The organism is Microbacterium bovistercoris, from assembly GCF_003387575.1.
Classification (GTDB): Bacteria; Actinomycetota; Actinomycetes; order Actinomycetales; family Microbacteriaceae; genus Microbacterium; species Microbacterium bovistercoris.
The window spans coordinates 33,928-49,486 of sequence record NZ_QUAB01000013.1 but is presented as its reverse complement, the minus strand read 5'-3'; the positions used below and the strand labels follow the sequence as shown (position 1 = coordinate 49,486).

Here is a 15,559-nt window from a genome sequence, read left to right as displayed (position 1 = left end):
TGGGACCGCTGTCTCGGTCGCTCGGGGAGTGCCGACCGTACCTGGGGGCGATGGGCTTTGGGGGCTCTTATGGGGAAAAGTAGCATGCTTGTGGCGGGCGGAGGCCGATTTCGCGAGCTCGACGGTTTGCGTGGTCTCGCGGCGCTCGCGGTTGTGGCATCGCACTACACCGGTTCGTACAACGCACCCTATCCATCGGACCCGAACTCGTTCTTCGACGCGTGGTGGGGCGGATACGGAGTTCAGCTCTTCTTCCTGATCAGCGGTTTCGTCATCCTATTCTCAGCGAGACGGATTCGCGTCCCGTTCGACTTCGTGAGCTCGAGGCTTTCGAGGCTCTATCCGGCCTATTGGATCTCATTGTTGATCGCCGTAGTCGTCGGAGCGTCTATCGCGATGCCGCTCGTGCCGCTTTCTCCCCCTGTCATTGCGGCGAACCTGACAATGATCCAGCGTTGGTTTCTTGTCCCGAACGTCAATGATGTGTATTGGACCCTGGCGGTCGAAATGCAGTTCTACGTGCTGCTTTTCCTCGCGCTGGTTCTTACTCAATGTCGGCTCACCGATCGTCAAGTACGTATTGGTGCAGTCAGCTGGTCATTCATCGGGCTGGTGATCTCGTTCTGGGTGATGCCGGTCGCACATGGCTTGGCTTCGGCAAGTGTCGCCACGCCAGTCAAACTGGTTCTCAACATGACACTGGCCGAGTTCGCACCCCTCTTCGCGACGGGCGCTTTGGCCTCGTTGGCGCGGCGAGATGGCCGCGTGAGCCGGCTCTCGCTCATGACCGCGACAATCGCCGTCGTGAACGCGTATCTACTGCATTCCGCGCTGGCCGCCGGGATCATCGCCGGCATCTGCGCGCTGTTCCTTGTCGTCGTGGCGGTGCCGCGCGTTCCCGCGCTTACGATCGCGCCCGTGCAATGGCTGGGCAAAGTCAGTTACTCGCTGTACCTCACACACTCGCTGGTTGGCTATCTGGTCATCCGGCTCACCTGGCCCTACGTCGGCCGCGATGTCGCTATGCTGCTCGCACTGGTCGTCGCGCTTGTGGTGGCGTGGGTCGTGTGGCGCGTCGGTGAAGTTACGCTGAGCAGGATGTTGCGAAACTGGCTCGACCGCATGCGGGATGTGTGGGCAGCCCGCAAGGCGCGGGCCGTAGCATCTGATCCTGTTCCCGACTGACGTTCGCGACTGAGTGGCGCTGAAGTCTTGCGACAATGTCCCCATGACCGACCAGGCCGCCTCCGCGTGCGCGCAGCTCAAGCAGCATCCGCTGCTAGCGTCCCTGCTCGGCGTCTGCCTTCTGGGCGCAGTCGCGGTTGTCTTCCTGCCGATCGGGTGGGCGCTGAATCGGTTCGTCGTGTGGCTCTATTACTTCGGGAAGAGTCTCGGTGCTCCTGCGTTCGTCGGTCTGGAGTGGTACGACGCCGGACTGAACATGCTGCTGTTTGCGGTGCCCGCTGCGCTTGCGGCACTGATCTGGTCGCGCGTGCCGCGGTGGGCGTGGGTTCTCGCCGTGCTCGCGGGGGCAACGGCGATTGAACTCGTGCAGTTCATCGCGCTTCCGCGCGATGCCTCGGTCTGGGATGTCGTCGCGAACACCGCGGGCGCAGCTGCCGGCATCCTGCTGGTGCTACTGGGGGAGGCGATCGCGCGACGTGCCAGGCGGTGATGCGACCGCGCGTCACGGCGGACGGCATCGAGTCCCATATATCACGCCGCTTTGCGAGATTCCTTTGAGGCGGCTACTCTGATCGCTGACGGGGAGCGTTGGGCTCGTTGTTTGCCTCGTGTGGGAGTGCGAGGGCCTTCGTCTGTTGACGGAGGGATCGTCCGGAGCAGTGCGATACAGGGGAAAAAGCTTCATGAGCGAAGAAGTCGAATCTGTCGTTCCTTCAAAGGGGATGTCTCGTCGTACAGTCGTGACAGGTGCACTGTGGACTGTCCCGGCCGTCATGGTCGCGACGGCAGCGCCCGCGTATGCGCTGAGTTGTGCCCCCGGACGCTGGAGCGCAATCGGTCGCGGGAAGATGCTCAGCGGGGGACTCTTCAACCTCAACCTCGACACGCTTGTTTCTGCGAACGGTGTCATCGCCTCGGTGCCGAATCAGGTCACTGAGACCGGTGTCATCCACGGGCCGAATGCCGAGGCTGACCCCGACATTCATGACAACCCGCTCAGCCTCACGGCGCTCGGGGCGGTCACCGTAACGGCGACGGGCCTCACGACGACCGTCTCGCAGTTGCTGGGTCTCATCGCCAGCGCGCCCGACGGAACCGGGCTGCTGAACCAGTACAGCTATGCGGAGAGCATCGGGCTTTCGCGGGGCGCTTCCGGATACGTCACCGACAACGGCACCATACGAGTCGCGCCTGGCGGTGGATACCCGAAGGTGGCGAGCCTCAATCTGAAGCAGTTCCTGACCCCGTTGCTGGGGTCGGCGACGACCGGATTCCTGGCGAACGTCACTGACCTCACTCTCGACGTGGGTGCAGTCGCCGGGCGCGCGATCCTCGAGCAGATGTGCAACACGGTGGTCACCCCCGACGGCTACCACCTGACTCGCGAGTATCTTGTTGCGTACCTTCGACTTCTGCTCACTTCGCCTCTGATCGGCAACATCGTCACCGCAGTGGCTTCTGGCGTCAACGTCGCAGACCTCAACGTCGACACCGATGCGTTGCTTGACGCGCTTGGTGAGATCCCCGTGATCGGTGATGTTGTCGCTGCGCTGGTGGCCGCGGCTGCTCAGCCCACGGTGAAGGTGAGCGCCAACGTTGGGCAGATCACGACGGCCCTGACTTCCAGCCCGCTAGGCTCGAGCACGGCCATCGTCACGGACCTCGGCGGCGGCACCGTGACCATCGATGTCGCTTCGCTGCTGGGGTCAGCCTTTCCCGGCGGGTCGTCGTCTATGGCCAATTCGCTCCCAGCCAATTCGATCCTGTTCGTCGACTATGCGTTGCCGACGGATACGCTCAGCAACCAGCTCGCTCAGATCCAGAATGAGATCATCACGCGCATCGCCAGCCACGTCAGCGTGGAGATCTCCTTCAGTATTCTCTTTGGCGCGACAACTCTGAAGGTTGCCGGGACGCTCGCGGACCTCCTCAACGGAACCGCCACGATCACGGCGACGCTGGCTGGTCTCCCGGTCATCAACGGACCCGTGACGAACGCCGCGTTGGCGACCGTCGGAAACATCATCAAGGGTGGCCTGCTGGCAACCGGCGGTGTCATCAACGTCGCGCTCGTCGCCCTGAACGAGCTGCTCGCTTCGATCTTCGACGCGCTGAAGAACATTCTCAACATCACGCTGAATGTTCAGAACCTTCCGGAGGAGAACAACAACCCGCAGACGCCGTACAACCACACGCCCGGCCCGGCGCGGTGGAACGCCGGTGGAGCGCAAGCGCTTCCGGCCGGCCGCTACGACGTGGCTGCACTCGGGCTCACTGCGGTCGGTGCGTTGAACGTTCTGGACCTGTTCCTCGCTCGCGGCTCGGTCGGGCCGCACGCCGAACAAGCCTGACCGTCGTTCGGTAGGTGAAGGGGCCGGCTCGCGATGAGTCTGCCCCTTCATCTGCAGGCAGCGAATCGGAGTGGCATGTGAGACGGGAAGCGCTGCTCGCGGCATCAGCGTGCATCTACGCCATCGTCCTCGCCCTCATCGCGTTCTGGCCGCAGCACGTCGACTCCGCCGTGCCGTCGCGGTTCTGGCGGATGCTCGAGACGACGATCCCGTTCATCACGTACGAGCGGGTCGAGTTCGGTGCCAACATCCTGCTGTTCGTGCCGCTCGGCATCCTTCTTGCGCTGCTGCTGCCCGCGCGACGGTGGCTCGCCGTGCCGAGCGCAGCGCTCGTCTCGGCGGTCATCGAGACGGTGCAGGGAGTGTTCATCAGCGGCCGCACGGCCAGCATCCTCGACGTCGTCGCGAACGTGATCGGCGCGAGTATCGGCCTGGCGATCGTCGCGATCGCCTATAGGGCCAGGCGGCGGCGCGCCTAAGTGACATCCGGCAGCGTGCGGCTCGCACGGTTGCGCAGCCAGTCCCTGCCGCGCCGACGGATCGGTGACTCCACGAAGCGATAAGACGCGGCGACGACGACCGCCGTCAGCGCGACGTCGATAGGCGCTGCCCACTTCAGCTCGATCCCCGGGATCAGCAGCGGCACGAGCTGCATGAGCGTCAGTCCGTACAGGTAGATGCCGTACGACCGTGCGCCGATCCACACCGGCACGCGCGAACCCAGCACCAGCGTCACCGCATCGGCTCGTCCGGTCGTGATCCGCAGCGCCAGCGCGGCGGTCGGGCGTGGCCGCGGTGCTTGCCGCGTACCTCCCGCTCGACCGTGACGAGTCAGCTCAGGAAAAACTTGATTCTGAATCCAGAAAAAACCTGATTCTGAATCAAGTTTTTCCTGATAGCCTTCTCGCGTGAAGCAGACCGAGCGACTTTGGCGCACCCTGGCAGACAGCGCCCTCGAAGGGCGCCGGACGTGGCCCGACGTCACGGTGCTCGCCGACGCCGCCGATCTCGCGAACGGCGCCGCCCATCATGCCCTCCGCCGACTCGTCGACATCGGCGCCGTCGAGGTGCGCCGGCGCGGAGGAGTGACAGTGCTGTCGCCGGAGAAGGTGTTGATCCAGTTGTGCGGGTACCGGAATCTGATCAACGACACTCTTGCGGTCACGAGTCGGCGTGCGGTCAACGACCTCCTCACGCACCGGCCGGAGGCGATCACACTGGGCGGCGCCGACGCGGCGATCCACTGGTTGGGCGGGCGGAACACCGTGGCGGATGTCGGGTTCCGGCTTGCCTACGTCGATGAGAACCTGACTGACGACTGGCCACTGATTCTGCCCGCGGGGGAAGAAGTCAGAGTCGTCAGTCGAGACGCCGTCGGGCGACGAACCTGGCGGTCGGGTTTCACCAGCCGCGCGCAGACCTACGCTGATCTTTTCGCCCTGCCCGGGTGGCAGGCGAGCGAGTTCCGTCTGGCGTTGCATCGCGAGCTCTTCGGCGCGGCGGACTGGGATCAGAAGGAGCCGACCGGTGAATGAAGGAAGGCCAGAGGTCGAGGAGACTCTTCGCCTGGTGCTGGACTATCTCGGCGAGGAGCTTGACCCTTCGATCCTGATCGGCGGATGGGCCACGCACCTCCGCGTCGGCGGAGAGATCAGTTACGACATCGACTTCATCGTGACAACCGACTCACGCCACAGGATCCCGCAGGTTCTCCCGGACGCGACCGACAACACCGTGCACCAGGGGCGTAAGTTCACGGGTGAACTTGAGGGCGTCCACCTCGACATCTACGTTCCCCACGAATCCCAGCTCGGCATGCACCTGCGGCTGAAGGTGGAAGTACTGGCGAAGTATGTCGACGACAAGATCGCGCCTCCGTGGCTCCTCCTGACCATCGAAGCGCATGCCGTGACGAAGCTGGCAGCCCTTCTCGATCGTCCGCACTCGGAGAAGGGCGCGAAAGACGCACGTGAGCTGCTTGCGCTGCTGAAGAAGGGCGTCGATGCGGAAGTGGCGCTGCGCATCCTCGCCGAGGCCACGGCAGGGAGCGTCGCGGACATCCCCCAGTACGTCGTCGAGATGTTCAGGCTGATCCATGATCTCGCGAAACCGAGCAAGGACGACCAGAAGACACTCGCGGCACTGAGGCGCGCGTGGGTGCAGGAATCGCTCGTTTACGGTCAGCAAGCTGGCCCAGCGACGCGCAGCCTCTAACCCGTCAGGCCGCGTCCGGCAGCGTGCGGCTCGCACGGTTGCGCAGCCAGTCCCTGCCGCGCCGACGGATCGGTGACTCCACGAAGCGATAAGATGCGGCGACGACGACCGCCGTCAGCGCGACGTCGATAGGCGCTGCCCACTTCAGCTCGATCCCCGGGATCAGCAGCGGCACGAGCTGCATGAGCGTCAGTCCGTACAGGTAGATGCCGTACGACCGTGCGCCGATCCACACCGGCACGCGCGAACCCAGCACCCGCGTCACGGCATCGGCTCGTCCGGTCGTGATCCGCAGCGCCAGTGCGGCGGTCGCAACCGACACGGCGATGAAGGTCACGGACTGCAGCTTCGGAACGACGAACAGGGTCGCGACCACGAACACGGCGCACGCCGCGTACCCCACCCACGCCTGCCGCACCAGCGCCGCCACCCAGGGCGTGCAGCCCCGCGCGCGCTGCTCGGCCGCCCAGCATCCGATCACCAGCGGCAGCAGATGCCCCGTCGGCAGGAAGTAGTTCGGCCCGGTGAACGGCACCACCGCGGCCGCCAGCACCGATACGTGCATGAACCAGCGCTGGAACGCCCGCGAGCGGTGCAGCAGAACCAGGACGAGCAGCGGCGGCCAGACGAAGTAGAACTGTTCCTCGACGCTGAGCGACCACGACTGGTCGAAGGCGGTCGCCACCCAGTCGGTCCAGGCCTGCAGGAAGTCGTTGAAGTAGAACAGGGCACCGGTCACGCTCCACGGCACCTTCTCGCCCTCACCCGCGAGCATCGCGGTGACGGACGCGAGCATCAGCCACAGCACCAGCGCAGGCAGCAGACGGAACGCGCGGCGCAGGTAGAAGGCTCCGAATCGCACCCTTCCGCTCGCCTCGAACTCGGCGATCAGCAGGCCCGTGATCAGAAACGCCGAGAGCACGAAGAACAGGTCCACACCGACCGCCCCGCCGGGGAAGTACGCGGCGGCGAGGTGCAGCAGGAACACGGCGAGCACGGCGATCGCGCGGATGCCGTCGAGCGCGGGGACGTATTCGCTGATCGCAGGTGCCGGGCGTGCGGCCGTGTCATGGATGCTCATCTGAATCGGGATGAGCATATCGCCGCGCGCATTCCCAGGCCGCACCCCCGGTGCGATACTTGACGACGAGGGGAAGGGGGCTGCCATGACGCTTCGGCGCGCCGCAGTGCAGGCCTTCTTCGCCGACCTCTGGGCGAACGTCTGGCGGTGGGTGCTGTTCGCCGTGGCCGCGGTGCTCGCCGTGTACTTCGCGCTCGACCGTGACGTCGCGTCCGGTGCGGTGGACGCCATCGCCCTCGGCGTGCTCGTGATCGGCGTGGCACTCACCCCACGACATCCGATGGCGCTGCCGATGCTGGCCGTGCCGGCCGTGTTCGTCACCGCTCGCGTCGGGTTCGGCGGGGGAGACCTCACCGTCTCCGACCTCGCCCTCGCCCTGGCCTTCATGACGGTCGTGCTGCTGTCGCGGCACGACTTCAGCCCGACGATGCGCGCGCTGCTGTGGCTCAATGCGGTCTACCAGTTCACGACGCTGCTCACGGTGATCGTCAATCCGTTCCCGCAGAACACCGTGGAGTGGTTCCACGCCTGGCTGCTGATCTCGGGCGCGCTGCTCGTCGGCTGGGGAGTCGGGCGCGCAGGTCTGATGCGCACGGCGTTCCTGCTGATGTTCGTCATGGGAGCCGTGATCGCCCTCGGCACGATCGCGACGGCTGTCGTGGTGTTCGTCACCGACGGCTTCCAGTCGATCTACCCGCTCTGGCCCTGGCCGATGCACAAGAACTTCGCTGGCAGCGCCATGGCCCTGGTCGCCCTGATCGCCTTCATCAAGCCCGCCGCAGCCGACCTGCCGCGCAAGGCGACCGTTCCCGTCTTCTGGCTGATGCTGGTCGGCATCGCGCTGACCCAGTCGCGGCAGGCGGCGATCGGCCTGCTGCTCTCGATGCTGATCTTCACCCTGCGCTCCGGCGCCAGCCGGCACAAGGTGCTCGTTGCGGTGCTGGCCATCCCCGGCGCCGTACTGATCGTGCAGAGCGTGATCGACCAGATCCAGTCGCAGAACAGGTTCAACTCCACCTACCAGCGCCTCGAGTGGTTCCGCGAGGTCTACGCACTGTGGAAGCACTCGCCCATCTTCGGGCACGGCCTGCGCTACTGGTACGTGCATCCGACCGCCAACTTCCAGCCGCCGCAGGCAGAGCTCGAAGTGGTGGCATCCGCAGGGCTCGTCGGCCTCGCCGGCTTCATCGTGATGTGGATCGGATTCCTCGTCGTGCTCTGGAAGTTCTGGTCGAAGCACACCGCTCTGGGCGCGCTCGCGTTCACCGCCGTCTTCTCGCGCATCGTGCAGGGACAGTTCGACCTGTTCTGGGTGTCGGCGCAGGTGTCGATCCCGTTCGTCATCGCCGGGGTGTGCCTCGGCGCACAGGTGCTGGCCTCGCACAGGGAGAACAGCGATGATTCTCCTAAGATCGAGAATCTAGGGGAACAGGGGGCCGGATGGAGATCCGCGACTATGTCAGGGCGCTGAAGCGGCACTGGATCGGCATCGTGCTGCTCACGGTGCTCGGCGTCGCCGTCGGCTTCGGCTGGGCGGCCATGCAGGCACCGGTCTATCAGGCCGACGCCAGCGGCGTGGTCACGGTGATCACCCCCAAGGACCCCGACGTCGCGCTCACGCCGGGCGCGAACGACGTCCTCACCAGGAACCAGGTGCCGACGTTCGTCGAGATGGCGCAGTGGCGCAACGTCGCCGAGAAGGCCGCCGAAGAGCTCGGGCTCGACGTGCCGCCGGAGCAGCTCGTGCAGCGCATCGTCGTGGACAACCCGGCCGGCACCCCGATCCTCAAGATCACCGCCAGCGGGTCGACCCCCGAAGCCGCCCGCGACCTCGCCGAGGCCTGGGTGAACGGCCTGAGCGCAACAGTCGACGAGCGCGAGGGCACCGGCGCGGCCGGCACCGCCCCCATCAACGTCGTGCTCGCCGAATCGGCTGCGCTGCCGACCTCGCCCTCGTTCCCCGACAAGCGCATGGCGATGCTCGTCGGTGGCGTGCTCGGACTGGGCTTCGGCATCGCGTTCGCGCTGGTGCGGGCGGCATCCGACCGGCGCGTGCGCGCGGCCGACGACGTCGAGAAGAACCTCGGCGTGCCCGTCGTCGCCACCCTGCCGATCAGCGAAGAGGTGGATGCCGAGCAGCGGCTGCTCACCGACGAGCAGACCGGCTCGAAGGCAGGCTTCGCGCTGCGCGAGTCGTTGCGCGTGCTGCGCACGAACCTGCAGTTCATGGACGTCGACCACCCGCCCCGCGTCATCGTCGTCACCAGCGCCCTGCCCGGCGAGGGAAAGTCGACCGTCGCCGCGAACCTGTCGGCCACGCTCGCCGCCGGCGGCTCGCCCGTCGTGCTCGTCGACGGCGACCTGCGCCGGCCCACCGTCGCGAAGACCGTCGGCGTGACCTCGCCGATCGGCCTCACCGACGTGCTCGCAGGACGGGTCGAGCTCAGCCAGGCGCTGCAGCGCTCGCCGCAGGTGCCGAACCTCGCCGTGCTCACCGCCGGGACGATCCCGCCGAACCCCAGCGAACTGCTCGGGTCGGAGCGGATGAAGGACATGCTCGCCGAACTCGCCGTGCACGCGACCGTCATCATCGACGCCCCGCCGCTGCTCGCCGTCACCGACGGCGCGGTGCTGGCGCATCAGGCCGACGGTGCGCTCGTAGTGGTCTCGGTGGGCAAGACCACCTACGACCTGGTCGAGAAGGCGATGCTCGCGCTGCAGAAGGTGCACGGCCGGGTGCTCGGCGTCGTGCTGAACCGCGCTCCCGTGACCGGCTCGGAATCGTCGGTGTACACCTACGATTACCAGTCGCACGGGGCGACCAGTGGGCGGCACGGGAAGCGCGGGAGGCAGGCATCGGCGGATGCCTCGGCCGAGGCGGGCCCTGCGCCGGCGGCAGCAGCTTACAGCCCGGCCGTGCAGCCGGCGGTCGTCACCGACGCGCCGCAGCCCGCCGCCGAACCGCGGACACTGGCTTCCGAACAGGCAGCTTCACCAGTGGCACCTGTCGCTGAGGCCCCCGTCGCGCCGATCACGAGCGTGCCCGCCACCGCCGAGCCCTCCGCTTCGGCAGTCGCGGCCGAGCTCTACCCCGCGGATGCCGCGGACGACGACGCCGCGGACGACGAGGTGGACGAGTTCCTCCGCGAGGCCGAGGTCGAGCCCAAGCGGGCGCACCGGCGTACGACCCGGAGCTGATCCGAGGTGGCCTCGCGCCCGCGCCGCATCGCGCTGATCGCGTCGTCGTTCGCACCCCACATCGGCGGAGTCGAAGAACACGTCGCCCAGGTGGCACGAGAGCTCGCGACCCGCGGTGATGCCGTCGAGGTGTGGACCGTCGACAGGGGAGAGCGGCCGCAGCATCCGTTCGACGAGCGGGTCGTCGTGCGGTACCTGCCGACGCCGCTGCCGGCGAGGAAGGCGTCGAACCTCGCACGGTTCGCCGTGCAGGGCCCCGGCGCGCGGCGCGCCTGGGCACGCGCACATGAGGAGTTCCGACCCGACGTGCTGCACGTACACTGCTTCGGACCGAACGGACTCTACGCGCTCGACCTGCACCGGCGCTTCGGAACCCCGATGGTGGTCACCTCGCACGGCGAGACGCGGGGCGACGACTCGTCGATCTTCGCGCGTTCGGCCCTGCTGCGCCGCGGTCTTCGTGATGCTGTTGCGGCAGCATCCGTCGTGACGGCGCCCAGTGAGTACGTGCTCACTGACCTGCGGGCGTCCTACGGGCTGGACGGCGGCGTCGTGGTGCCGAACGGCGTGGACCTGGACGTCGATGCGGCGGCGCCGCCGCTGCCGACGCCCTATCTGCTCGCCTACGGCCGTCTCGGGCGCATGAAGGGCTTCGACCTGCTGATCGAGGCGTTCGCGCGCGTGACGGATGCCGGCATCCCGCTCGTGATCGGCGGCGACGGGCCGGAGCACGAAGCGCTGATCGAGCAGGCCAGAGGGCTGCATGTGCACTTCCCGGGGAGGTTCACGGCCGAGCAGGTGGCGGGCGCGGTCGACGGCGCCGTCGCCGTCGTGGTGCCCAGTCGTTCGGAGGCCTTCGGGATCGTCGCGCTGGAGGCCTGGCGGGGAGCCGCGCCGCTGGTCATGACGACTCGGGGCGGTGCAGCCGAGTTCATGACCGACGGCGTCGACGCACTGCTGGTCGACCCGGACGACATCGACGCTCTTGCCGCAGCTCTCGAACGCCTGCTGGGCGACGCCGAGCTGCGCGCACGGCTCGCCGCCGCCGGGCGGGCGCGAACCGCGGACTTCTCCTGGGCGTCGGTCGCGCAGCGGTACGAGGAGCTGTACCCGTGAGATATGAGGATCGCATCCCGCGGCGGATGCGGCAGCTGCGCCGGCTGGGTGCCGCCGCCGGGCATCGCGCGGCTTGGGGCGGAATGCTGGTACCCGCCTACTGGTGGGACGGGCACCCGAACTTCGGCGACGCGCTCACGCCCTGGCTGCTGCCGAAGTACGGGATCGTGCCGCTGTACCGCGAGCCGCGGCATGCGCGGCTGGCCGGTGTCGGCAGTCTGCTGGAGTTCTTCCCCGACGACTACGACGGCGCGATCTGGGGTACCGGACTCATGCGCGACGGCGAGAAGCGGATGCCGGATGCAGCGGCGCTGGCCGTGCGGGGACCTCTGACGGAGGAGCGGATCGGAGCATCCGGCGCCGCCTACGGCGACCCCGGCCTGCTGGTCTCGCGGCACGTCCGCCGCCCGTCGAAGCGTGTGTCGATCACAGCGGTGCCGCACGGACATCACCGATCTCACGAGGGTCTGGCCGCGCTCCTGGAAAGTGAACCGGGCCGCGTGCGCACCGTGAACGTGCATCAGGGCGCGGTATCCGCCGTCCGAGAGATCGCCGCAGGCGAGGTCGTGCTGACGACCTCGCTGCACGGCCTGATCACCGCCGACTCGTACGGCATTCCGGCGGTCTGGACCATGCTCGAACCGGCGCTGGACGGCGCCGACTTCAAGTTCCGTGACTATGAGGCCGCAGTGACGCCGGGCCGCAGCCGCTTCGTCGCCTTCGACGACCTGCGCACGCTGGACGACGTCGTGCGCCGGGCGGGGACGGCGGATGCTGCGCGGGTCGGGGAGCTCTCGGACGGACTGGAGCGGGTGCTGCACGGGCTGCCTGCGGCGGTTTCCGGGGCACGGCGGTTCCCGGCGGGACTGCTGCGCCGGTGAGCCGGTCTGCGACATCGCAGTAACTTGGTCGCATGGGGAATGGGAACGAGATCAGGGTGGGGACCCCGGTCGTCGAGTCACAGGGCGGTCTGAGCCGGTGGTCTGTGCCCGTCGACGGCCCGAGCGGGATGCCGGGCACGATCTGGTACGAGGTTCCCTCCCAGTACACGGACATGCTCACCTACCGCTGCGACCCGGCGCTGATCGCGCTGACCATCCCGGCGATGCGGCTCGGGCTGCCGCTGGTGTTCGACGGTCCGATCACGGATGAGCTCACGTTCCAGTACCGCGACCTGCAGGCCCTGTACTCGGCCAGCGGCGACAAGCCGCCGGTTCCCGTGGTGTTCAACCGGGTTGTGCCTGCAGCGCCGGCGGGTGCCGGGGTGGCGGCGGGTTTCTCCGCGGGAATCGACTCCTATGCGCTGCTCGCCGAGCATCACTACGCCGAGGACGTTCCGGACGCACTGCGGCTCACACACCTGCTCTTCAACAACGTCGGCTCCCACGCGGACGGACGAGAGGACCTGTGGCGGCGGCGCTTCGCGCGCATCGCGCCGGTCGCGGAGCGGATCGGCCTGCCGATCATCCCGGTGAACTCGAACCTCGACGAGATCCCCTCACCGGGGGTCTCCTACGAACCGCTGAACTCTCCGGCGAACGCGTCGGTCGCGCACCTGCTCGGCGCTGGGCTGCGGACGTGGATCTTCGCCTCGAGCGTCGAGTACCGCCGCGTCGGGGTGACGCACAACTCCTACAACTCGGCCTTCGTCGATCCGATCGCGCTGCCGCTCATGTCGACCGAGTCGCTGGCATTGCGCGTTGCGTCATCGCGGATGCGGCGCATCGACAAGACCCGCCTCGTCGCGGAGATCCCTGATGCGTGGAGCTCGCTCGACGTCTGCATCCAGATCGAACCGCTCGACAAGACGAACTGTGCCCGATGCTGGAAGTGCCGCCTGACGCTGGGAGCCCTCGACCTCATCGGTGCCGTCGACCGATTCGATCCGCAGTTCGACCTCGATGTCTGGCGCGCCGATCGGGAAGCCTACCTGGCTCGCGTGAGCCTGCTGAAGACCCCGGCTCTCGTCGTAGAGCTGAACGAGCTGATGGCTGAGGTCGGCTATCAGCCGCTGCCCGCGGATCGGCGCCGCGCACGACAGGAACTGGCCGTCGAGAAGGCGGAGACCTTCCTGCGCCGGGTCGAACGGCGTGCGGGCAGGCTCTATCGGGAGATCACGCGCCGGTAGCGGCGGGCGACACCGTTGCGGACGCGCTGAGCCCCGGCCTTGGTCTTCTCCCAGGCCTGCGGGGCGGCATACCGGACGACCGATCGGGGCACGCGGTAACCGCGTTCATCCATCAGATCGCGCAGCTCGATCATGAGCGGATCCTCCCGTGCGGTGATCACCTCCCAGAGGTATGCATCTCGCACCCCGGCCCAGTGATCCAGGTCGAAGACGCCGCCGTACCGTTCGACCACTCCGAGGACTTCGAGCGTCAGCAGTGTGCGCCGGCACTTCATGCAGTCGGAGCACTGTGCGGCACCGGGGATGTCGATGTTGCTGCAGACATCCAGGAACTCCCACGACAACGGCATCTCGGCCACGATCGCCGTCTTGTCGACGCGACGGAGGGCCGTCCCCGTGTCACGCGCGCTCAGGGCGCTCGTGGACATCAGCGGAAGCGCGATCGGGTCCGCAACGGCTGCAGGGCCCGGGCGCACACCGATCCTGCGATAGTCGTAGGCCGATGCGTAGAGCCAGGCGCCGATGCCCTTGCTCAGCAGATGAGCGACGGACGCGTTCCGCGGCGTGTGCGTGCGATAGAACCACAGCGGCGGGGCGTAGAAGGCATCGAGGTTGGAATCCACCTCGACGAGGGGAAGGCCGATCTGCTCGACAGACGGCCTCAGCCGGTTCATCCGATCCCGACCCAGTGCGTCGGCTGACGGACCCCAGCCGTGCGCACCGACGTTGTTGAAGAGCAGGTGGGTGACCCGGCGGGCGTTCGGGACATCGGCGGCGTAATGGTGCTCGGCGAGGACGGCGAACGAATCGATGCCGCCGGAGTAGCCGGTCGCCACGCCCGGTGCACGAGTCGCCGGCGGGAGACTACGCCGCGCCGTCAGTGGCCGGGGCCTTCCGAGCCCGATCGCACCGTAGAGAGCCTGGAAGTCGCCGAAGGCGAAGACCAGCTCATCGGTGAGCGGCCCCTCGACGACGAGCTCCAGGCCGAGATGCAGGGCGGGGATCATCAGCCCGATGGTCGCCGCATCCGCACGGTCGGACAGCATGTGGGCATGCTCCGAGGACACCTCGTACCAGAGGGTCGGCGGCAGCCCCGGCCCGTCGACAGGGACCGACCAGCGGACGATGTCACCGCTTGCCGTGATCACGGGGACACCGATCGAGATGACGGACTCGCTCACAGTCCCACCGAGTTCCACACGCGTGCGTGCCCGGCGGCCGAACGCTCCCAGGTGAACTCTGCGGCACGGGCTCTGCCCGCCGCGATCAGAGCCGCCACGGCGGCATCCCCTGACGTCGCCTGCAGCAGACCGTCGACGATCCCCTCCGCTGTCGGCGCCACCAGGATGCCCGCGGCACCGACCACCTCGGGCAGGCTGCTGGTGCTCGCGGCCACCACCGGAACGCCCGCGGCCATCGCCTCCAGCGCGGGCAGTCCGAATCCTTCGTACAGTGACGGAACGACGACGACGGATGCGGCGGCGACCAGCCCCGGCATGGTCTCGTCAGGCAGCCTGCCGAGCATCACCGTCCCCGGCATCCCATCGAACAGCGCCGTGCGACGCGGATGCGGCGGGCCGGCGAGCGCGAGCGTGAGATCGGGACGTTCACGGTGGACGAGTGGCCAGGCTGATGCCAGCGCCGCGAGGTTCTTGCGTTCCGCCGCTCCGCCGGCGTGCAGCACATACGGGCCGCGCAGACCCAGAAGAGCCAGCGCTGCGGCATCCGCGGGCTCGGCGTCGTAGTACCGCGGATCGACGCCGTTCGGCACGACCAGCGGGTCCTGCACGCCGAGGAACTCCGCAGCCTCGCGTGCGGTGAACTCCGACACGCAGATCACCGCCGCGGCGCGGCGGGCCTCGTCGACCGCCGCCGGCACCGGCGCCGACTCATCTGCGAAGCGCCAGGCGACGACATCATGCAGGGTGATCACATCCGCGTGCGGCGAAGGCGGCAGCTCGAGCGACATCCGGTGCGAGACGGTGTCGCCGGCGAAGAGCATCCGGCCGATCTCGCGACGTACGGATGCCGGCGCTGACGTGACCCTGCCGAGGGGCAGACGACGGTTGCCAGGCAGCGGGGAGCGCAGGGAGCGGAACACGAGTTCGCGGACCGACCAGTCCGGGCCCAGCGCTGAGGGTGCCCGCGAGATGATCTGCGCCTGATAGGCCTGCGCGCCCATCGGGGTGTCGGTCGCGATCCGCGCGACGCTGAGCCGCTTCATCCGTGCACCGCCTCCCCAGTCGACCAGGCAACAGTATCCCGCGCATGCGCGGACCGCGCACG

Annotated in this window: 15 protein-coding genes; 11 read left to right on the top strand and 4 right to left on the bottom strand. The window is 67.7% G+C overall.

Annotated features, from left to right (window positions below):
• The first annotated feature begins 84 nt into the window (after positions 1–84).
• The 4 genes from DY023_RS01910 to DY023_RS01895 all read left to right on the top strand — a co-directional run bounded on the left by DY023_RS01910 (position 85) and on the right by DY023_RS01895 (position 4,015).
• Entirely contained in the window at positions 85–1,185 is a 1,101-nt protein-coding gene (locus tag DY023_RS01910; protein WP_181905683.1) for an acyltransferase family protein, read from the top strand.
• Between the two features lie 43 nt (positions 1,186–1,228).
• A complete protein-coding gene (locus DY023_RS01905) occupies positions 1,229–1,675 on the top strand; it encodes a VanZ family protein (protein WP_116240655.1) in 447 nt (148 codons plus the stop codon).
• A 193-nt stretch (positions 1,676–1,868) separates the two neighbouring features.
• Positions 1,869–3,536 carry a choice-of-anchor G family protein gene (locus DY023_RS01900; protein ID WP_147303242.1) on the top strand — a complete coding sequence of 556 codons (1,668 nt, stop codon included), beginning with the start codon at positions 1,869–1,871 and terminating at the stop codon, positions 3,534–3,536.
• A 77-nt stretch (positions 3,537–3,613) separates the two neighbouring features.
• Positions 3,614–4,015: a VanZ family protein gene (locus DY023_RS01895; RefSeq protein ID WP_181905682.1), complete on the top strand. Its 402-nt coding sequence runs from the start codon at positions 3,614–3,616 to the stop codon at positions 4,013–4,015.
• Here DY023_RS01895 and DY023_RS01890 read toward each other — a convergent pair.
• Positions 4,012–4,272 carry an acyltransferase family protein gene (locus DY023_RS01890; RefSeq protein WP_116240652.1) on the bottom strand — a complete coding sequence of 87 codons (261 nt, stop codon included), beginning with the start codon at positions 4,270–4,272 and terminating at the stop codon, positions 4,012–4,014. The two genes, DY023_RS01895 and DY023_RS01890, sit on opposite strands and share 4 nt — an antisense overlap.
• A 172-nt stretch (positions 4,273–4,444) precedes the next feature.
• On the opposite strand from DY023_RS01890, the gene DY023_RS01885 reads away from it, so the two are divergent.
• Positions 4,445–5,071 (top strand): hypothetical protein, encoded by a 627-nt coding sequence (locus tag DY023_RS01885; RefSeq protein WP_116240651.1) that lies wholly within the window; start codon positions 4,445–4,447, stop codon positions 5,069–5,071.
• On the top strand, positions 5,064–5,750 hold the full coding sequence (locus DY023_RS01880) for a nucleotidyl transferase AbiEii/AbiGii toxin family protein (RefSeq protein WP_147303241.1): 687 nt from the start codon (positions 5,064–5,066) through the stop codon (positions 5,748–5,750). The genes DY023_RS01885 and DY023_RS01880 overlap by 8 nt, the downstream gene beginning before the upstream one ends.
• A 4-nt stretch (positions 5,751–5,754) precedes the next feature.
• Here the strand turns inward: DY023_RS01880 and DY023_RS01875 are convergent, their stop codons facing one another.
• The gene (locus DY023_RS01875; RefSeq protein WP_181905681.1) at positions 5,755–6,831 is read right to left on the bottom strand and encodes an acyltransferase family protein; all 1,077 of its coding nucleotides are present in this window, start codon (positions 6,829–6,831) and stop codon (positions 5,755–5,757) included.
• 85 nt (positions 6,832–6,916) lie between these two features.
• On the opposite strand from DY023_RS01875, the gene DY023_RS01870 reads away from it, so the two are divergent.
• From DY023_RS01870 to DY023_RS01850, 5 genes are read left to right on the top strand one after another with little or no spacing between them, the layout of a single operon-like run.
• Entirely contained in the window at positions 6,917–8,302 is a 1,386-nt protein-coding gene (locus tag DY023_RS01870; RefSeq protein ID WP_181905680.1) for an O-antigen ligase family protein, read from the top strand.
• On the top strand, positions 8,272–10,029 hold the full coding sequence (locus DY023_RS01865; protein WP_116240647.1) for a tyrosine-protein kinase domain-containing protein: 1,758 nt from the start codon (positions 8,272–8,274) through the stop codon (positions 10,027–10,029). The genes DY023_RS01870 and DY023_RS01865 overlap by 31 nt, the downstream gene beginning before the upstream one ends.
• Before the next feature lie 6 nt (positions 10,030–10,035).
• Positions 10,036–11,145, top strand: coding sequence for a glycosyltransferase family 4 protein (locus DY023_RS01860; protein WP_116240646.1), 1,110 nt, complete (start codon positions 10,036–10,038; stop codon positions 11,143–11,145).
• Positions 11,142–12,026, top strand: a complete 885-nt coding sequence (locus DY023_RS01855) for a polysaccharide pyruvyl transferase family protein (protein ID WP_147303240.1) — start codon at positions 11,142–11,144, stop codon at positions 12,024–12,026. The genes DY023_RS01860 and DY023_RS01855 overlap by 4 nt, the downstream gene beginning before the upstream one ends.
• A 56-nt stretch (positions 12,027–12,082) precedes the next feature.
• The gene (locus DY023_RS01850; RefSeq protein ID WP_116240644.1) at positions 12,083–13,273 is read left to right on the top strand and encodes a hypothetical protein; all 1,191 of its coding nucleotides are present in this window, start codon (positions 12,083–12,085) and stop codon (positions 13,271–13,273) included.
• Here DY023_RS01850 and DY023_RS01845 read toward each other — a convergent pair.
• Together DY023_RS01845 and DY023_RS01840 are read right to left on the bottom strand one after the other, a co-directional pair.
• Positions 13,249–14,454 carry a hypothetical protein gene (locus tag DY023_RS01845; RefSeq protein ID WP_116240643.1) on the bottom strand — a complete coding sequence of 402 codons (1,206 nt, stop codon included), beginning with the start codon at positions 14,452–14,454 and terminating at the stop codon, positions 13,249–13,251. The two genes, DY023_RS01850 and DY023_RS01845, sit on opposite strands and share 25 nt — an antisense overlap.
• Positions 14,451–15,497: a glycosyltransferase family 4 protein gene (locus DY023_RS01840; protein ID WP_116240642.1), complete on the bottom strand. Its 1,047-nt coding sequence runs from the start codon at positions 15,495–15,497 to the stop codon at positions 14,451–14,453. The genes DY023_RS01845 and DY023_RS01840 overlap by 4 nt, the downstream gene beginning before the upstream one ends.
• Between the last annotated feature and the right edge of the window lie 62 nt (positions 15,498–15,559).